We start from the raw sequence: 16,336 nt of genomic DNA on the forward strand, positions 1-16,336 counted from the left end.
GGGTTGCCGATTGTCCAGATCCGGACTATATCCGGTTCCAGACGGAGCCGCCTATGTCAACCAGACCTGCCACCGAGACCGACACCCCGCCTCCCCTCGGACCCGAGCGGTTCTCGGCCGCCAATCGGCGGCGGCTGAGCGGGCCGGGGTTGCGGGCGTTTCTGGCGATCGCGGACCTCTGGGGTCTTTCCGAGGATGAGCGGCTGCTCACCCTCGGGATGCCGTCGCGGTCGACCTATCACGGCTGGGCGAAAGCGGTCCGCGAGCACCGGGACATCACGCTGGACGTGGACATGCTGACCCGCATCTCGATCGTGCTCGGCATCCACAAGAGCCTCGGCATCCTCCATGCGACGGAGCGCGACGGGGTGGAGTGGCTGAGGACGCCGCACGCGGCGCCGCTCTTCGGCGGCAGGCCGCCCATGGCGCTGGTGACGAGCGGGACGCAGGATGGCCTCATGAGCGTCCGGCGGTTTCTCGACGCGGCGCGCGGCGGGCTCTTCATGCCGCCGAACGAGATCGACCGGGCCTTCCGGCCGTACACGGACGCGGACGTCGTCTTCACGTGAGCGATCCGCACGCTCCGGCGCCGGACCCGGCGTTCCGCCTGATCCCCTCGCGCTTTCCGCCGATCGGCCTCTTCGACACGGTGGCGACGGCCGCCGACCTGGAGGCCGTGATGGAGCTGGAAGGGTGGACGAACGACCGGCTCGTCGCCGAGCGCGTCGCCCGGCTGCCACGGCACGAGTGGGTCTTCGGCCGACCGAACTCCAGCGTCGTCATGGCGGCCTTCCTGCACGTGGCGCCCGGCGGGATGCGCTTCAACGGACCTGACCTCGGCGCCTGGTACGCGGCGGCTTCGCTGACGACGGCGGTCGTCGAGGTCGGGCATCACATGCGGCGCGAGGCGGTCGCGACCGCACGGGCGTCCCTGTCCCGGCAGTATCGCGCCTACACGGCGCGGCTGCTCGGCGACTATGTGGACATCCGGGGACAGCGGGGGGCGAGGGCGGACCTCTACGACTCGTCCAGCTACATCGCCTCCCAGGCGTTCGGCGAGGCGGTCCGGGCCTCCGGCGGCGCGGGCATCCTGTTCGACAGCGTTCGCCATGCGGGCGGCGTGAACGTGGTCGCGCACCGGCCCGGAAACGTCACGGACGTCACGCAGGCGGACCACTTCGAGATCACCGTCGAGGCGGGCTCCACGAGGATCGCGGCCAAGCGGCTGACGGGCTGAGAAGAGCCTGCAAGCGCGCCTGCGCCGGGCTCGGTCCGGGGCGGCGCGCCCGGGTGCCGCGGATGGCGCGCCGAAGGGCGGATGTCTAGGCTTCCAGGTCCCGGATCGCGTCGAACGCGGCGAGCACGCGGTCGAGGTCCGCGCCCTGGAGCGGCAGGATCGGCTTCGGCGGACGCGCGTCGGACAGGCCGAGCCGCTCGTTGACGGCATACATGACCCGAAGGCTGCCGTACGCCTTGAACGTGTCCCAGAGCGGGCGGAGGCGCTGGTCGAGGCGGCGGACTTCGTCGCGGTCGCCCGCCTGGGCGGCGCGCGTGAGCGCCAGGGCGGTGCGGGGCATGAGGCCGCCGACCACGCTGTACCAGGCGTCGGCCCCGGCAAGGAGCGCGTCCGCCGCGCCCCAGTCGCCGCTATAGCCGACCGCCAGGGCGGTCCTTCCGCGGAGCGCCGACAGTTCGCCGGCGAAATCCCCGTCCGCCGGAAGCGGCATCTTCACGGCCCGGATCGTCTCGATGCGGGACAGTCGCTCCAGGAGACCCCGCCCGAAGGTGAAATGGGTCGTGCTCGGGTTGTTGTAGATGCAGACAGGCAGGGGCGTCGCCGCCGCGATGGCGCGGAAATGCTCGAACGCTTCGGTCTCGGTGAGCGGCGTGTACGAGACCGGCGCGACGAGGAGAGCGTCGGCGCCGGCCTCGGCGGCATCCCGGGCGAGGTCGCAGGCCGCATCGGTGCGCAGGGCCCCGGCGCCCACGATCAGGGGCGCGCGCCCGGCGACCACGCGGACGGCGGCCTCCACGGCCCGCCGCCGTTCGTCGCGCGTCAGGTACATGTAGATGCCCGTGCTGCCGAGGAGACCGATGGAGTCCACCCCGGCGACGCAGAGCCGCTCGAGGAGACGACCGAGGGCGTCCACGTCGACGCGGCCCCGGTCGTCGGCGGGTGTTAGGGGAAAGGCCGAAAGGCCAAGGAACGGGGTCACTCGTCATCTCCCTGTCAGCCACGGGCCGCGGCGCCCGCGAGGCGGGCCGGCGCGACAATAGCGGCCGACCGGCGGCCGAGGAAGTCCCGCGCGCATGCCGGCGGACACGGAGGGCGCGGGCGCGACCGGCCCGATGGGACCGGCGCCCGACCGGCGGGGCGCCCCCCTTTCCTCTCCGCCGATGTGCCCCGGAACGATGCGGCGGGGGCGTGCCGTTTCGGGACGGCGGCCGTGGCGGACCGGCGGCGTTCGGCCGGTTTTCGTCGCGTTTCCGCCCCGCCAAGGTAAACGAGCGGTGAAGGGAAATGCTTAAGGCCCGATCGGCGCTAACTCTCTCATATGTTTAAGATATTCTAAATCAAACATCTAGCTTCCAACCGATCGGCGACTTGGCGCGAACGGGGGGATTCGGCACGAGGCCTGCGGATGAACCGGCACGAACCCGCCGGCGGCACGGCGGGACCCCGCGCCGGAGGCCACCATGCGCACCGCCCTCGCTTCGCTGACATCCGCCCTCGCTTCGCTCAAGTCCGACACCCGGGGCTCGATGGTCTCGCTCTTCGCCATCGCGAGCGCCGGCGTGTTCCTCTCCATCGGCGCGAGCGTCGACTACGGGCGCTCGCTCTCGGTGCGGAGCGCCATGGCGGGCGCGGTGGACGCCGCGTCGCTGGCCGCCGCGAAGCTGGTGGCGGCCGGGGTGACCGACAAGGCCCGGATCGAAAAGGTCGCGCGCACCGCCTATGACGCCAACTTCCCGGCCGAGACCGCCAGCGGCTTCGCGACCGCCGACTTCGCCGCGACGGCCGATTTCGCCGCCAATTCGGTGACGGTGACCGCCGGCGGCGTGTTGCCGACCACCTTCATGGGGCTTGCGGGCGTCAAGGCGCTGCCGGTGGCGATCTCGTCCACCTCCACGATCGACGGGGACGCCCTGGAGATCGCCATGATGCTCGACCTCACCGGCTCCATGGCGGAGCTCACGGCCGACCGCACCGGGCGCAAGATCGCCGTGCTGGAGAAGGCCGCCAAGAGCCTCGTCGACACGCTGATGCCGGCGACCGGCACCACCAACGAGGTGCGGATCGGCCTCGCGCCCTTCGACGCGGCGGTGAACGCGGGCGGCCTCGCCGGGAAGGTGTCAGGCGGCAAGAGCACGAAGTGCGTGCTGGAGCGCGTCTCCGGCAGCATCGCGACGGACGTGTCACCGCTCGCGGTGCCGTTCGCCGCCGGCGGCTCCTGCCCGTCGCGCGCAGTGCTGCCGCTGACGGCGGAGCGCGCCACCCTGCTCTCGCGGCTCGACAAGCTGCCGACCGGCTCCAGCACCGCCGGACACCTGGGCACCGCCTGGGCGTTCGGCCTCCTCTCGCCGGCCTGGAGCGACGTGCTCGGCACGGCGGCGCCCAAGTCCTACGGCGCCTCGGGGGTGAAGAAGATCGCCATCCTGATGACCGACGGCCTCTACAACACCTGGGGCGGCAAGTTGAGCGGCGCCAACGTCGCCAAGTCGCAGGCCGAGGCGGTCGCCACCTGCTCGGCCATGAAGGCGGCGGGCATCACGGTCTATACCGTCGGTTTCGAGCTCAACAACGCGGACGCCAAGAAGACGCTGAAGGCCTGCGCGACGGTGGAGGGCGGGTCGGCGCTCTTCTTCGACGCCAAGAACGGCGCCGAACTGCTGGCCGCCTACAAGGCGATCGCCAACCGGATCCAGCAGCTCCGCCTCTCGGTCTGAGATCGGGTCCGCCTCGGAACCGTTGCCGGCGCGCCGCTTGTGTCGGACTATGGGCGGCGCACCCGCCCGCTCCGCCGCCGGGTGCCGGGCCCCCGCCCGGGGCCGGTTCCTCAAAGCGCGACACGGAAGCAGGGTGCCTTGGCGTCACCGACCGCGACCCTCAAGCTCGACGAGTTCATGCCCTATCTCGTCAACGTACTGGCGGCGCGGCTCTCCGCCGACCTCGCCGCCATCTACGAGACACGCTTCGGAATCACCATTCCGGAATGGCGGGTGATCGCCCACCTCGCCGGGAACCAGCGGGTGTCGATCCGCGAGATCTACGCCCGCGTCGGGATGGACAAGGTGAAGGTGAGCCGGGCCGCCGGGTCGCTGGAGGCGGCGGGCCTCGTGAGCAAGACCGTCAACCCGGCCGACCGCCGGCTCGTCTCTCTGGAGCTCACCGTGAAGGGACAGAGCGTCTACGCGGCCATCGTGCCGCTGGCGCTGGAGTTCCAGACCGCCAGCCTGTCCGCCCTCACGGCGGACGAACGGGCCGAGTTCCAGCGTCTCGTCCACAAGCTGCTGGCGAGCATGGGCGAACGGACCGCGCCCGAAGCGGACGCGACCGCATAGGAGCAAGGACCCTCGCGTAGGCGCGATCGTCGACGTCGGCCGCAGGCGGTCACCGCGCCCCGAGCCGCACCTTCGGATTCGCGGTGCGCGGCCTTGCCATCCGAGCCGCCTGCAAGGATGATGCGCTATATCCAGCTGGATATAGCACTTCGCGAGGACGCCCATGATCCCGACCCGCTTCTCCCTCCCCTCGAGGCTGCCGATGCTGGCGCTTGCCGCCGGGCTTGCGATGGTCGCCGGGCACGCGCCGGCCCGCGCCGAGACGGTGACCGTGTTCGCCGCCGCCAGCCTGAAGACGGTGCTCGACGATCTGGCGACGGTGTTCCAGGACAAGACGGGCACCGAAGTGACCGCGTCCTACGCGGCGAGTTCCGCGCTCGCCAAGCAGATCGAGCAGGGCGCTCCGGCGGACGTGTTCATCTCGGCCGATCTCGCCTGGATGGACTACCTGACCGAACGGTCGCTGATCCGGACGGAGACCCGGTCCAACCTCATCGGCAACAGCCTCGTGCTGGTCACCGCCAAGGACAGCCCCGTCACGCTGACGATCGAGGACGGGTTCGACCTCTCGGGCGCGCTCGCGGGCGGGCGCCTTGCGGTCGGCGAGGTGACGGCGGTGCCGGCGGGCAAGTACGCCAAGGCGGCGCTGGAGGCGCTCGGCGCCTGGGACGCGGTGTCCGGCAGCCTGGCGGAGGCGGAGAACGTGCGCGTGGCGTTGCTGCTGGTGTCGCGCGGAGAGGCGGCGCTCGGGATCGTCTATGCGACGGACGCCGCAGCCGACCCGGGCGTGATGGTGGTCGACACCTTCCCGGCGGACAGCCATCCGCCGATCGTCTATCCGGTCGCGGTCACGGCCGAGGCCGACAGCCCGGCGGCGGCGGCCTATGTGGACTTCCTGGCCGGGCCGGAGGCGCAGGCGGCGTTCGAGGCCGCCGGGTTCTCCGTGCTCCAGGCCGGCAACTGACCGGCGGACGACCGGGACGGACGCCGCCGCGGCCCGTCGCGCGGAGGGAGCACGCAGAGGATGGCGCATCGAGCAGCCGGGCGGCCGTTCATGATGTTTTAACGTGCTACGGATGCGAGATATACAATATATCGTTCATCCAGTATCCGAAGGCATGGGGTGGCCGGGCGGCTCAGACGGGAAGCTGGATGATGGAAGCGGGTGAGTTCGATCCCCAACAGAAGACGACGCGGTCGCACGCGACCACAAGTGTTCTGATCACAGGGGCATCGCAAGCCGTCCGGCTGGCCGTCGGCTTCATCTCCGGCATAGTCCTGGCCCGCCTGCTGACGCCCTCCGACTTCGGCCTGATCGGCATGGTGGCGCCGGCGGCGGCGCTGGTGGCCATGACCCAGGACCTCGGCGTCGGCCAGGCGATCGTCCAGCGCAAGACGGTGACGAGCGCCCAGATCAGCGCGCTCTTCTTCCTCACGCTCGGCGCCAGCATGGTGCTGGCGGCGCTTCTCGCCCTCGCGGCCCCGCTCCTGGCCGACTTCTACGGCGACGACCGGATCGTGGCGGTCACGCTCGGCTTCTCGACGCTCCTGGTGCTCTGGATGCTGCAGTCGCAGCCGTCGGCCATCTTGGCGCGGCGCATGCAGTTCGTCTCGATCGCCAGCATCGAGATCTCGTCCACGCTGATCGGCTTCTTCGCGGCGGTCTACATCGCCTACGTCTACCAGACCTACTGGGCCATCTTCATCCAGATGCTGGTGACGGCGGTCGTCAACGTGGCCGGCATCTGGATCGCGGCCCGCTGGGTTCCGACGCGCCCGTCGTTCCAGGGGGCGTTCAAGGAGATCATGGGCCTCGGCGCGGGCATCTCGGGCAGCGCCTTCCTGAACTACCTCGCCCAGAACATCGACAAGGTCCTGATCGGCAAGTTCTACGGCCAGGAGACGCTCGGCCTCTACGACCGGTCGTACAAGCTCCTCCTGATGCCGATCACCCAAGTGGCCTCCCCGCTCGGCCGGGTGTTCGTGCCGATCCTGTCGCGGCTCGCCGGAGACGGCCCGCGCTACCGGCAGGTCTACACGGAGGCCGTCACCCTCATGCTGTCGGTCACGCACCCGGCCGTGCTGGTGGTGCTGATCTTCGCCGAAGACGTGTTCCGCACCCTCCTCGGCGAGCACTGGGTGCCGGCCGCGCCGATCTTCCAGTGGCTGGGCCTCTGCGCCCTCCATCAGGTGATGCTGCCGACCGCCGGATGGCTGCTGTTCAGCCAGGGGCGGGGCGGTGACATCTTCCGCGTCGGCGTGATCGACTCGGTCGTCGTGGTGACCGCCATCCTGGTCGGCCTCTCCTGGGGGGCGGTCGGCGTGGCGATCGCGCTGGTGATCGGCGACTATCTGGTGCGCATCCCGGCGGTCTGGTCGGTGGTCGGCAAGGAGGGTCCGGTGCGAGTGCGCGACATGGTCAACATGGCGGTGCCGCATGTGGCGGGCTGCGTCGCCGCGAGCGCCGCGCTGATCGTGACCGGCCGCAGCCTGGACGACCTGACGGTCGTGCACTTCGCCGGCCTGTTCGTGCTCAGCTACCTCGTCTACGGGGCGGTGCTGGTGATGTGGGCGGACAAGCGAATGGTGTTCGAGAAGAACGTCTCGTCCATCCTGGCGACTGCGCGGCGGGTGTTCTGATCCCGGCCTCCAGCGGCGGCCGTCAGCACGCGGTGACGTTCACCGCGAGGCCGCCGAGGCTGGTCTCCTTGTACTTGGACTGCATGTCGAGGCCGGTCTGACGCATGGTCTCGATGACGGTGTCGAGGGAGACGATGTGCTCCCCGTCGCCGTGGAGGGCGAGCGACGCCGCGTTGATGGCCTTGATGGCGCCGAAGGCGTTGCGCTCGATGCAGGGGATCTGGACGAGGCCGCCGACCGGGTCGCAGGTCATGCCGAGGTGGTGCTCGATGGCGATCTCGGCGGCGTTCTCCACCTGGGCATTGGTGCCGCCGAGGGCGGCGCAGAGCCCGGCGGCGGCCATGGCGGCGGCGGAGCCCACCTCCCCCTGGCAGCCGACCTCGGCGCCCGAGATGGAGGCGTTGCGCTTGATCAGGCCGCCGATGGCGGCGGCGGCGAGGAAGAAGGTGCGGATTCCGTTCCGGTCCGCGCCGGGGCAGAAGTCGCGGTAGTAGCGCAACACCGCCGGCACCACGCCGGCCGCGCCGTTGGTCGGCGCCGTGACCACCCGGCCGCCGGCGGCGTTCTCCTCGTTCACGGCGATGGCGAAGACGGAGACATAGTCCATGGCGGCGTGCGGAGCGCGGTCGTTGGTGTTCCGCCGCTCCTCCAGCCGCTCGAAGATGCGCTTGGCGCGCCGCTTCACCCGGAGGCCGCCGCTGAGTTCGCCCTCCTGCTGCAGGCCCCGGTCGATGCAGGCGAACATGGTTTCGGCGATGCGGTCGATGTCGGCGATCACCGCGTCCCGCGGCCGACGCGCCGCCTCGTTCTCGAGCGTCAGGTCGGCGATCGAAAGGCCGGCGGCCTCGGCGACGGACAGGAGTTCGTCCGCCACCTGGTAGGGATGCGGCACCTGGACGAGGTCGCACTCCCCGGTCTCGTCGCCCTCGCGGATCACGAAGCCGCCGCCGACGGAGAACCAGACTTCCGAGGCGAGCACGCGGCCGTCGGTGTCCAGCGCCTGGAAGCGCATGGCGTTCGGGTGGCGGTCGAACACCTGCTGGCGGTCGAACACGACGTCCTCGGCCGGATCGAACCGGATGGCGCGCCCGTCGGGTAGCGGCAGCACCTTGCCGGCGCGGATCTCGGCCAGGCGGCTCTCGGCCTCGTCCGGGTCCAGGCTGTCGGGCCGGAGCCCGGCGAGACCGAGGATCATGGCCTTGTCCGTGGCGTGTCCCGAGCCGGTCCAGGCGAGCGAGCCGAAGGCGGTGGCCGTCAGCCGGGCGACATCGGCCAGCCGATCGCCGAGGCCGGTCACGAAGGTGTTGGCGGCCCGCATGGGTCCGATGGTGTGCGAGGACGAGGGGCCGATGCCGATCTTGAACAGATCGGTCACGGCGACCGGCGCGTCGGCGGCCGGCAGCAGAGCGGCGGCGGGGCGGAACGGCTGGGCGGCGGCATTCATCGACAGGGCTTCTCCAGACGCGAAAGCGATCGGACCATATGGTGTTGCCCCATCTGTCCCTTGCGCCTGAGGCCGCTAGCCCTTCGGCGGAGCGCCCGCCGGGGCGCCCAACTCTCCAGATGCTTCGATCCCCGCGCGGTGCCTGTGCCTGAGAGTTTCCGGGGCGGTTGCTCCTACGGCGCCGGCCCGCGAACGGCCGGTCTCTCCCGCGAGGGATGGTTCGCCGCACTATGGTGTCGCCGACCGGCAGCCACAAGCCCCCAGGGGCGACCGATCGACGGTGGAAAGGCGACGTGAGCCCTACGGCCGCGCTTCGCGTCACGCTTGCATCACGAACACGCCATCGTCGCCGATCGTCGTCGCGAGCCTGATCCGGTGCGGCCAAGTGACCGTAATGGGTGGACAATCGGGCGTGGGCGTGGGCGATCGGGTCCGCGCGGATGCGAGGCGCGGGTCGAGGGCGGTCGGGCATGGGCGGACGGCAGGACAGGGATGGAACACCGGTTGTCGTGTGGTTCCGCGACGATCTGCGCCTTGCCGACAATCCGGCCCTTTCGGCCGCCGCCGCCCTGAAGCGCCCGATCGTCGCCCTCCACGTGCTGGACGAGACGCCGGGCCGGCGCCCGATCGGCGGCGCGTCGCGCTGGTGGCTGCACCACAGCCTCGACCGGCTCGGGGCCGACCTCGCCGCGCGGGGCGTGCGGCTGGTGCTCGCCCGCGGGCCGGAGGCGGACGTGGTGCCCGGCGTGGTGGCGGAGGCGAGGGCTTCGGCGATCCACTGGAACCGCCGCTACGGCGCCGAGGAACGGGCGACTGACGCGGCCCTGAAGGAACGCCTCCGCACCGACGGCGTGACGGTGGAGAGCCACAGCGGCAACCTCCTCGTGGAGCCCTGGGATGTCGCGCCCCGGTCCGGCGGGTCGTTCAAGGTGTTCACGCCCTACTGGAAGGCCGCGCGGGCGGCGATCGGCGAAGCGGCTCCCCTCCCCGTCCCCGACCTGACGCCGAGCCCGGCGGAGGGCCCGGACGGCGTGCCGCTCGCGGCGCTCAGGCTGCTGCCGAGGGCACCGGACTGGGCGGGCGGGCTCCGCGACACGTGGCAGCCGGGCGAGGCCGGGGCCGCTGCGCGGCTGCGCCGGTTCCTGGAAAAGGGCCTGCCCCGCTACGCGGCCCGGCGGGACGAACCGGCGGCTGACGCGGTCTCCATGCTGTCGCCCCACCTGCGGCACGGGGAGATCAGCGTCCGTACCGTGCGTCAGGCCGTACTCCTCGCCGGGGAGACGAAGGCGGTCGCGCCGCTGAACGCGGCCAAGTTCGACACGGAGCTCGGTTGGCGGGAGTTCTCCTACCACCTCCTGTTCCACCACCCCGATCTTCCGACGCGCAACTTCCAGAGCCGGTTCGACGGTTTCGGCTGGCGGCCGGACACGGAGGCGGACCTGAAGGCCTGGCAGGCCGGCCGGACCGGCTATCCGATCGTCGACGCCGGGATGCGGCAGCTCTGGGCCACCGGGTTCATGCACAACCGAGTGCGGATGATTACGGCCAGCTTCCTGATCAAGCATCTCCTCATCGACTGGCGCATCGGCGAGGACTGGTTCTTCGACACGCTGGTGGACGCGGACCCGGCGAGCAACGCCGCGGGCTGGCAATGGGTGGCGGGCTCCGGAGCGGACGCGGCCCCCTTCTTCCGCGTGTTCAACCCGATGCTCCAGGGCGAGAAGTTCGATCCGGACGGCGCCTACGTGCGGCGTTGGGTGCCCGAACTCGCCGGTCTCAGCCGCAACGCCATCCACCGGCCTTGGACCGTTCCGGGCGACCATCGCGCCCTCTATCCCGACCCCATCGTCGACCACGCCCATGCCAGGGATCGTGCTCTTACGGCTTTCGGCCGGCTGAGAGCCGCGGCATAGCTTGGGACAAGGCACCAGAACAACAATAACCACCGACGTCTCCAGAGGACATCTTCATGCGTATCGCCGTCATCGGCTCGGGAATATCGGGCAACGCCTGCGCCTTCGCCCTTTCGGCGACCCATGACGTGACCCTCTACGAGAAGCGCCCCCGGGCCGGGGGCCATTCGGCGACCGTGGACGTGGACTATGACGGCACGCCCATCGCGGTGGACACGGGCTTCATCGTCTACAACGAGTTGAACTACCCCAACCTCGTCGCGCTCTTCCGCTACCTGGAGGTGGATACCGAGGCGAGCAACATGAGCTTCGGCGTCTCCATCGACAACGGCCGGCTGGAGTGGGCGGGCTCGTCGCTGGCGACGATCTTCGCCCAGAAGCGGAACCTCGCCCGCCCGCAGTTCCTGTGGATGCTGCGCGAGATCGTCCGGTTCAACCGGTCCTGCGCCAACGACCTCAAGACCGGCCGGATGGAGGGCCTCTCGCTCGGGGCCTACCTCGATCGGGCCAAGTTCGGCCGGACCTTCGTGCGCGACTACCTGGTGCCCATGGGGGCGGCGATCTGGTCGACGCCGGACGCGGAGCTGCTCGACTTTCCGGCCGCGAGCTTCGCGCGCTTCTTCATCAACCACCGCCTGATCAACATCGACCGGCCGATCTGGCGCACGGTGCGCGGCGGCAGCCGCACCTACGTCAGCCGGCTGCTCGCGCCCCTGAAGGCCACCGGCCGCGTGCGGCTCGGCGACCCGGTCGTGGCGGTGGAGCGCTTCGCCGACTGGGTCAGCGTCCGGACCGCCTCCGGCATCGTGGACCACTTCGACCAGGTGGTCTTCGCGTCCCATACGGACCAGACCCTCGCCATGCTGGCCAACCCGACGGCGGAGGAGCGGTCCATCCTGACGGACGTGCGCTACCTGCCGAACCAGGTCTATCTCCACCGCGACCTGGCCCTGATGCCGCGGCGGCGGTCGGTGTGGTCGTCCTGGAACTACCTCCGGCAGGACGGCTACGACGCCAAGGGGCCGGTCGCGGTCTCCTACTGGATGAACCAGTTGCAGAACATCGACCGGTCGAAGCCGCTGTTCGTGACGCTCAACCCCACCGTGGCGCCGAAGGACGAGCTGGTGTTCGGCACGTACGAGTACGATCATCCGCAGTTCGACGCGGCGGCGATCGCCGCCCAGAAGCGGCTGCCGTCGGTGCAGGGGCGCAATCGCACCTGGTTCTGCGGCGCCTGGACCGGCTACGGCTTCCACGAGGACGGGCTCGCCTCGGGCCTTGCCGTGGCCGAGGCGCTCGGCGGCGTGGTGCCGTGGCGCACGCAGCCGGCCGTGCCCATGCTGGAGGCCGCCGAATGACGACGGGCGCCCTGCCGACCACGACCGACGGCAACGGCCCGGCGCCGGTGGATCCGGCCGTCCTCTATGTGGGGTCGGTGATGCACGCGCGGCTGCGGCCGCTGTCGCACCGCTTCACCTACCGGGTGGCGAACCTCCTGGTGGACCTCGACCGGCTCGCCGAGGCGGACCGCCTGTCGCCGGCCTTCTCGGTCGGCCGGTTCAACCTCTTCTCGTTCCGAGAGGCGGACCACGGCCCGCGCGACGGCACGCCGCTCAGGGCCTACGTGGACCGGCTCGTCGCCAGGGCGGGCGCGCCGCGGCCGGCGCGGGTGCTGCTCCTCTGCTATCCGCGGGTGCTCGGCTTCGTGTTCAACCCGATCTCGGTCTACTTCTGCCTCGACGAGGCCGGCCGGACCACGACGCTGATCTACGAGGTGCGCAACACCTTCGGCGAGAGCCACACCTATGTGGCGGCCGTGGAGGACGGCGAGGCGAGCGCGGCGGGCATTCGCCAGGAGCGGGACAAGCTGTTCTACGTCTCGCCCTTCATGCCCATGGACCAGCGCTACCACTTCCGCGTGCTGCCGCCCGGCGATGGCGTCCGGCTGCGCATCCTGGAGACGGACCGGCACGGCCCGACGCTGGCGGCGACCTTCGCCGGCGAGCGGCGCGCGCTGACCGCGCGGGCGCTGGCGCGGACCTTCGCCGCCATGCCGCTCCATACGCTGAAGGTGGTCGCCGGCATTCATTACGAGGCGGCGGTCCTGTGGCTGAAGGGGGCGCCCTATTTCAGCCGCGGCGCGCCGCCGCCACCCGTGAGCTACCGAGATCCGAGCGAGGCGGGCCCGGTGTCCGGCGCTCTCGACCGCGCGGCCTGATCCCGTCTTCGGGCTTTCCCGCCGAACGACCTGTTGTCATGATGACCGGTAGCATACGCCGACCGGGAGATGTGGTGCGCGCGCCGGCGCCGGGACCGACCCGGACGCCGGTCGACGTTGGAACGATGGACCGTCACGATGACCAGCCAGAGCAGCTACCATCCCGTTGAACTGACCGAAGCCAACGAGGACAGCGTCTTGCGCGGGCTGCCGGCGCTCGTCCGTCGGAGCCTGCACATGGTGCGGGCGCTCCGCTACGGCAGCCTGGACGTCACGCTGCCGGACGGCCGCACCATCCGGATCCCCGGCCGCGAACCCGGGCCGCACGGCCAGATCGTCATCCACGACTACCGCGCCATCCGCCGGGTGCTGTCGTCCGCCGACATGGGGGTGGCGGAAGGCTACATGGCGGGCGAGTGGTCGAGCCCGGACGTGACCAGCTTCCTGGAGGTGTTCTGCCACAACCACCACGTGGTGGAGGAGAAGCTGTCCCACAGCCCGGCGGTCCGCCTGTTCCTGAAGGTGCGCCACTGGCTGAACGAGAACACGCCGCGCCGGGCCAAGAAGAACATCTCCGCCCACTACGACCTCGGCAACAGCTTCTACGCCCAGTGGCTCGACACCACGATGACCTACTCGTCCGGCCTGTTCCCGTCGGGCGACGAGGACCTGCCGGCGGCGCAGAACGAGAAGTACCGGCACCTCGCCCGCACCACGGGCGTGGAGACGGGCCACCACGTGCTGGAGATCGGCTGCGGCTGGGGCGGGTTCGCCGAGTTCGCCGCCAAGGAGATCGGCTGCCAGGTGACGGCGCTGACCATCTCGCGCGAGCAGTACGACTTCGCCCGGCGGCGCATCTTCGAGGCGGGGCTCGCCGACAAGGTGGCGATCCGCTTCCAGGACTATCGCGACGAGGCCGGCCTCTACGACCGGATCGCGTCGATCGAGATGTTCGAGGCCGTGGGCGAGAAATACTGGCCCACCTATTTCCGCACGCTGCACCAGCGGCTGAAACCGGGCGGCGCCGCGGGCCTGCAGGTGATCACCATCCAGGACCGGCTGTTCGACCAGTACCGGGCGACCCCGGACTTCATCCAGCGCTACGTGTTCCCGGGCGGCATGCTGCCCTGCCCGGCCGCGCTCGACCGGGTGTCCACGGCAGAAGGCATGACCAAGGTGGCCGAACTGGTGTTCGGCCGCGACTACGCCCGCACGCTCGCCCTCTGGCGCGACCGCTTCTGGGCCTCCTGGCCGGCCCTGGAACCGCTCGGCTTCGACACCCGCTTCAAGCGGCTGTGGGAATACTACCTCCACTACTGCGAGGCGGGATTCCGGTCGGGCATGATCGACGTCCGGCAGATCGTGTACGCGCGGGGGGCGTGACCTCCGCGCGACAGCCGCGCCCGGACACACACCCGGACACCCGGAACTGAAGCCTCAGTTCACCGCATGGCCCGGCTTGGGGCCGGGGAGCATGTCGAGGGTGAGGCCGGAGTTGATCACGGCCAGGAAGACGGCGAAGCAGACGACCGCGACTGCGGTGGTCCAGAGGAGCTTGCGGGCCATCAGCGACTGGGCCGGCGCGCCGGGGTCGGAGCCGTGGACGGTGGCGCCCTCCTCCAGTTGGGAGCGGACGCCGAACGGCAGGACCACGAACAGCACGGTCCACCAGATGATGAAGAAGATCGCGATCGCGCTGCCGCTGCCCACGCCGCCGATGGTCATTGTCATCCCCCACGCTTGGGCTGGAAAGTGTTCTCCAGCGCCGGAAAGATCCGCGCCTTGACCTCCTCCGCGTAGGACGCGGCGGCGTCGCCGATCGTGGCGCCAAGATTCGCATAGCGCTTCACGTGGCGCGGGATGAACTCGTTGAAAAGACCCAGCATGTCGTCGGACACGAGAATCTGACCGTCGCAGTGCGGCGAGGCGCCGATTCCGATCACCGGCACCGGCGAGGCGTCCGTGATCTCGCGGGCGAGCGGCTCCAGGGTGCCTTCCAGGACGAAGGCGAACGCGCCCGCCTGGGCCACCGCCGTGGCGTCGGCCTTGATCTTCTGGGCCTCGGCCTGGTTGCGGCCCTGGGTGCGGTAGCCGCCGAAGCTGTTGACGAGCTGCGGCGTGAGGCCCACGTGGGCGAGCACCGGCACGCCGCGCTCCACGAGGAAGCGGATGGTGTCCGCCATCTCCTCGCCGCCCTCCAGCTTCACGCCCTGGGCGCCGGTCTCGGCGATGATGCGGGCCGCCGTCCGGAAGGCCTGTTCGGGGCTTTCCTGATAGGAGCCGAACGGCAGGTCCACGATGACGAGCGACGTCCGGGAGCCGCGCACCACGGCGGCGCCGTGGGCGATCATCATGTCCACGGTGACCGGCAGGGTGGTCTCCAGGCCGTAGATGACCATGCCGAGGGAGTCGCCGACGAGCAGGAAGTCCACGTGCGGGTCGAGGAGCTGAGCCATCGGCGCCGTATAGGCGGTGAGCGACACGATCGGCCGCACGCCCTTGAGGGCGCGGATGTCTGAGACCGAGGTGCGCTTGGACCGGACGGGAGCACTCATGCGGCGGATCCTTCAGGACGACCGAGGCAGCGGGATCACCCGCTGGTCGAGGAGGCGCGTGCGGCCGAACCGGACGGCGAGGAGGACGACCACCGCCTCGGACTCGGCGCGCGCCTCGTTGAGGGTGGCGGCGTCGCGGATCTCCACGAGATCCGGGTCGGCGAGCGGCTCGCGGACGAGGAACGCCTCCAGGTGGGCGCGCAGGCGGATGAAGTCGCGCTGGCCCTTGGCGATGCGCTCCTCCGCCTCGGCGAGGGCGCGCGACAGAACCGGCGCGGCGGCGCGCTCCTCGGGCGAAAGATAGACGTTGCGGGACGAGCAGGCCACGCCGTCGCTCTCGCGGACGGTCGGCACGCCGACCACGTCGACCGGGACGGACAGGTCCCGCACCATGCGGCGGATGACGGCGAGCTGCTGGTAGTCCTTCTCGCCGAAATAGGCGCGGGTGGGCTGGGCGATGTTGAAGAGCTTCGTCACCACGGTGGCGACGCCGCGGAAATGGCCCGGACGGCGCTCGCCCTCCAGCATGGAGCCGAGGTGCTGGAGATCGACGGCGGTGTCGAGCGGCGCCGGATACATCTCCTCCACGGGCGGGGCGAACAGGATGTCGACGCCGGCGTCGCGCAGCATGGCCTGGTCGCGGTCCATGTCGCGGGGATAGCGGGCGAAGTCCTCGTTGGGGCCGAACTGGAGCGGGTTCACGAAGATGGTCGCGACCACCATGTCGTTCGCCTCGCGGGCCCGGCGAACGAGCTCCATGTGGCCGACGTGGAGGAAGCCCATGGTCGGCACGAGGCCGATGGTGCGGCCGGACCGGCGGTGCGGCTCGAGCCGACGGCGCACGTCGGCGATGGTGGTGAGGACTTCCATCGATCCTTGCGAAGCCTCCGCTCCCTGGCGCCCCCGATGGGCCGTCTTCTACTGCGGGCGGGCTTCGAAAGCCATCACCGAATATGCGGGTGGGCCCGACCTTGAACGAAAGCGGCGGCTCGCAGGCCGCCGC

General features: G+C 70.6%; 15 protein-coding genes and 1 riboswitch. Of the genes, 10 read left to right on the forward strand and 5 right to left on the reverse strand.

Going from position 1 to position 16,336, the window contains the following annotated elements:
- Positions 1 to 53: 53 nt before the first annotated feature.
- Positions 54 to 569, forward strand: a complete 516-nt coding sequence (locus tag HND91_RS13330) for an MbcA/ParS/Xre antitoxin family protein (protein WP_181707064.1) — start codon at positions 54 to 56, stop codon at positions 567 to 569.
- Positions 566 to 1,237, forward strand: a complete 672-nt coding sequence (locus HND91_RS13335) for an RES domain-containing protein (RefSeq protein WP_181707065.1) — start codon at positions 566 to 568, stop codon at positions 1,235 to 1,237. The genes HND91_RS13330 and HND91_RS13335 overlap by 4 nt, the downstream gene beginning before the upstream one ends.
- 85 nt (positions 1,238 to 1,322) lie before the next feature.
- Here the strand turns inward: HND91_RS13335 and HND91_RS13340 are convergent, their stop codons facing one another.
- A complete protein-coding gene (locus tag HND91_RS13340; protein WP_181707066.1) occupies positions 1,323 to 2,216 on the reverse strand; it encodes a dihydrodipicolinate synthase family protein in 894 nt (297 codons plus the stop codon).
- A gap of 481 nt (positions 2,217 to 2,697) precedes the next feature.
- On the opposite strand from HND91_RS13340, the gene HND91_RS13345 reads away from it, so the two are divergent.
- The 4 genes from HND91_RS13345 (at position 2,698) to HND91_RS13360 (ending at position 7,203) form a co-directional block, all read left to right on the forward strand.
- Positions 2,698 to 3,948 (forward strand): VWA domain-containing protein, encoded by a 1,251-nt coding sequence (locus tag HND91_RS13345; protein WP_181707067.1) that lies wholly within the window; start codon positions 2,698 to 2,700, stop codon positions 3,946 to 3,948.
- A gap of 138 nt (positions 3,949 to 4,086) precedes the next feature.
- Positions 4,087 to 4,563 carry a MarR family winged helix-turn-helix transcriptional regulator gene (locus HND91_RS13350; protein WP_246329463.1) on the forward strand — a complete coding sequence of 159 codons (477 nt, stop codon included), beginning with the start codon at positions 4,087 to 4,089 and terminating at the stop codon, positions 4,561 to 4,563.
- Positions 4,564 to 4,765: 202 nt separating this feature from the next.
- A complete protein-coding gene (gene modA, locus HND91_RS13355) occupies positions 4,766 to 5,527 on the forward strand; it encodes a molybdate ABC transporter substrate-binding protein (RefSeq protein ID WP_181707155.1) in 762 nt (253 codons plus the stop codon).
- A gap of 188 nt (positions 5,528 to 5,715) precedes the next feature.
- Positions 5,716 to 7,203, forward strand: coding sequence for a lipopolysaccharide biosynthesis protein (locus HND91_RS13360; protein ID WP_181707068.1), 1,488 nt, complete (start codon positions 5,716 to 5,718; stop codon positions 7,201 to 7,203).
- A 22-nt stretch (positions 7,204 to 7,225) separates the two neighbouring features.
- Here HND91_RS13360 and HND91_RS13365 read toward each other — a convergent pair whose 3' ends face one another.
- Positions 7,226 to 8,647 (reverse strand): L-serine ammonia-lyase, encoded by a 1,422-nt coding sequence (locus HND91_RS13365; RefSeq protein ID WP_181707069.1) that lies wholly within the window; start codon positions 8,645 to 8,647, stop codon positions 7,226 to 7,228.
- Positions 8,648 to 8,773: 126 nt separating this feature from the next.
- Positions 8,774 to 8,866, reverse strand: a riboswitch (glycine riboswitch).
- A 251-nt stretch (positions 8,867 to 9,117) separates the two neighbouring features.
- Between HND91_RS13365 and HND91_RS13370 the strand changes: the two genes are divergently transcribed.
- From HND91_RS13370 to HND91_RS13385, 4 genes are all read left to right on the forward strand, one after another.
- Positions 9,118 to 10,560, forward strand: a complete 1,443-nt coding sequence (locus tag HND91_RS13370) for a cryptochrome/photolyase family protein (RefSeq protein WP_181707070.1) — start codon at positions 9,118 to 9,120, stop codon at positions 10,558 to 10,560.
- Between the two features lie 56 nt (positions 10,561 to 10,616).
- Entirely contained in the window at positions 10,617 to 11,918 is a 1,302-nt protein-coding gene (locus HND91_RS13375; RefSeq protein WP_181707071.1) for an NAD(P)/FAD-dependent oxidoreductase, read from the forward strand.
- The gene (locus HND91_RS13380; protein WP_181707072.1) at positions 11,915 to 12,778 is read left to right on the forward strand and encodes a DUF1365 domain-containing protein; all 864 of its coding nucleotides are present in this window, start codon (positions 11,915 to 11,917) and stop codon (positions 12,776 to 12,778) included. The genes HND91_RS13375 and HND91_RS13380 overlap by 4 nt, the downstream gene beginning before the upstream one ends.
- A 138-nt stretch (positions 12,779 to 12,916) precedes the next feature.
- Positions 12,917 to 14,161, forward strand: coding sequence for an SAM-dependent methyltransferase (locus HND91_RS13385; RefSeq protein ID WP_181707073.1), 1,245 nt, complete (start codon positions 12,917 to 12,919; stop codon positions 14,159 to 14,161).
- Positions 14,162 to 14,215: 54 nt separating this feature from the next.
- Here the strand turns inward: HND91_RS13385 and HND91_RS13390 are convergent, their stop codons facing one another.
- From HND91_RS13390 to panC, 3 genes are read right to left on the reverse strand one after another with little or no spacing between them, the layout of a single operon-like run.
- Entirely contained in the window at positions 14,216 to 14,509 is a 294-nt protein-coding gene (locus tag HND91_RS13390; protein WP_246329464.1) for a DUF1467 family protein, read from the reverse strand.
- Positions 14,506 to 15,333, reverse strand: a complete 828-nt coding sequence (gene panB / locus HND91_RS13395; protein ID WP_181707074.1) for a 3-methyl-2-oxobutanoate hydroxymethyltransferase — start codon at positions 15,331 to 15,333, stop codon at positions 14,506 to 14,508. Before panB ends, HND91_RS13390 begins: the two co-directional genes overlap by 4 nt.
- Positions 15,334 to 15,345: 12 nt before the next feature.
- Positions 15,346 to 16,203, reverse strand: a complete 858-nt coding sequence (panC, locus tag HND91_RS13400) for a pantoate--beta-alanine ligase (protein WP_181707075.1) — start codon at positions 16,201 to 16,203, stop codon at positions 15,346 to 15,348.
- Positions 16,204 to 16,336 lie beyond the last annotated feature (133 nt).

The sequence above is a fragment of the Chthonobacter rhizosphaerae genome (assembly GCF_013839525.1).
Taxonomy (GTDB): domain Bacteria; phylum Pseudomonadota; class Alphaproteobacteria; order Rhizobiales; family Pleomorphomonadaceae; genus Chthonobacter; species Chthonobacter rhizosphaerae.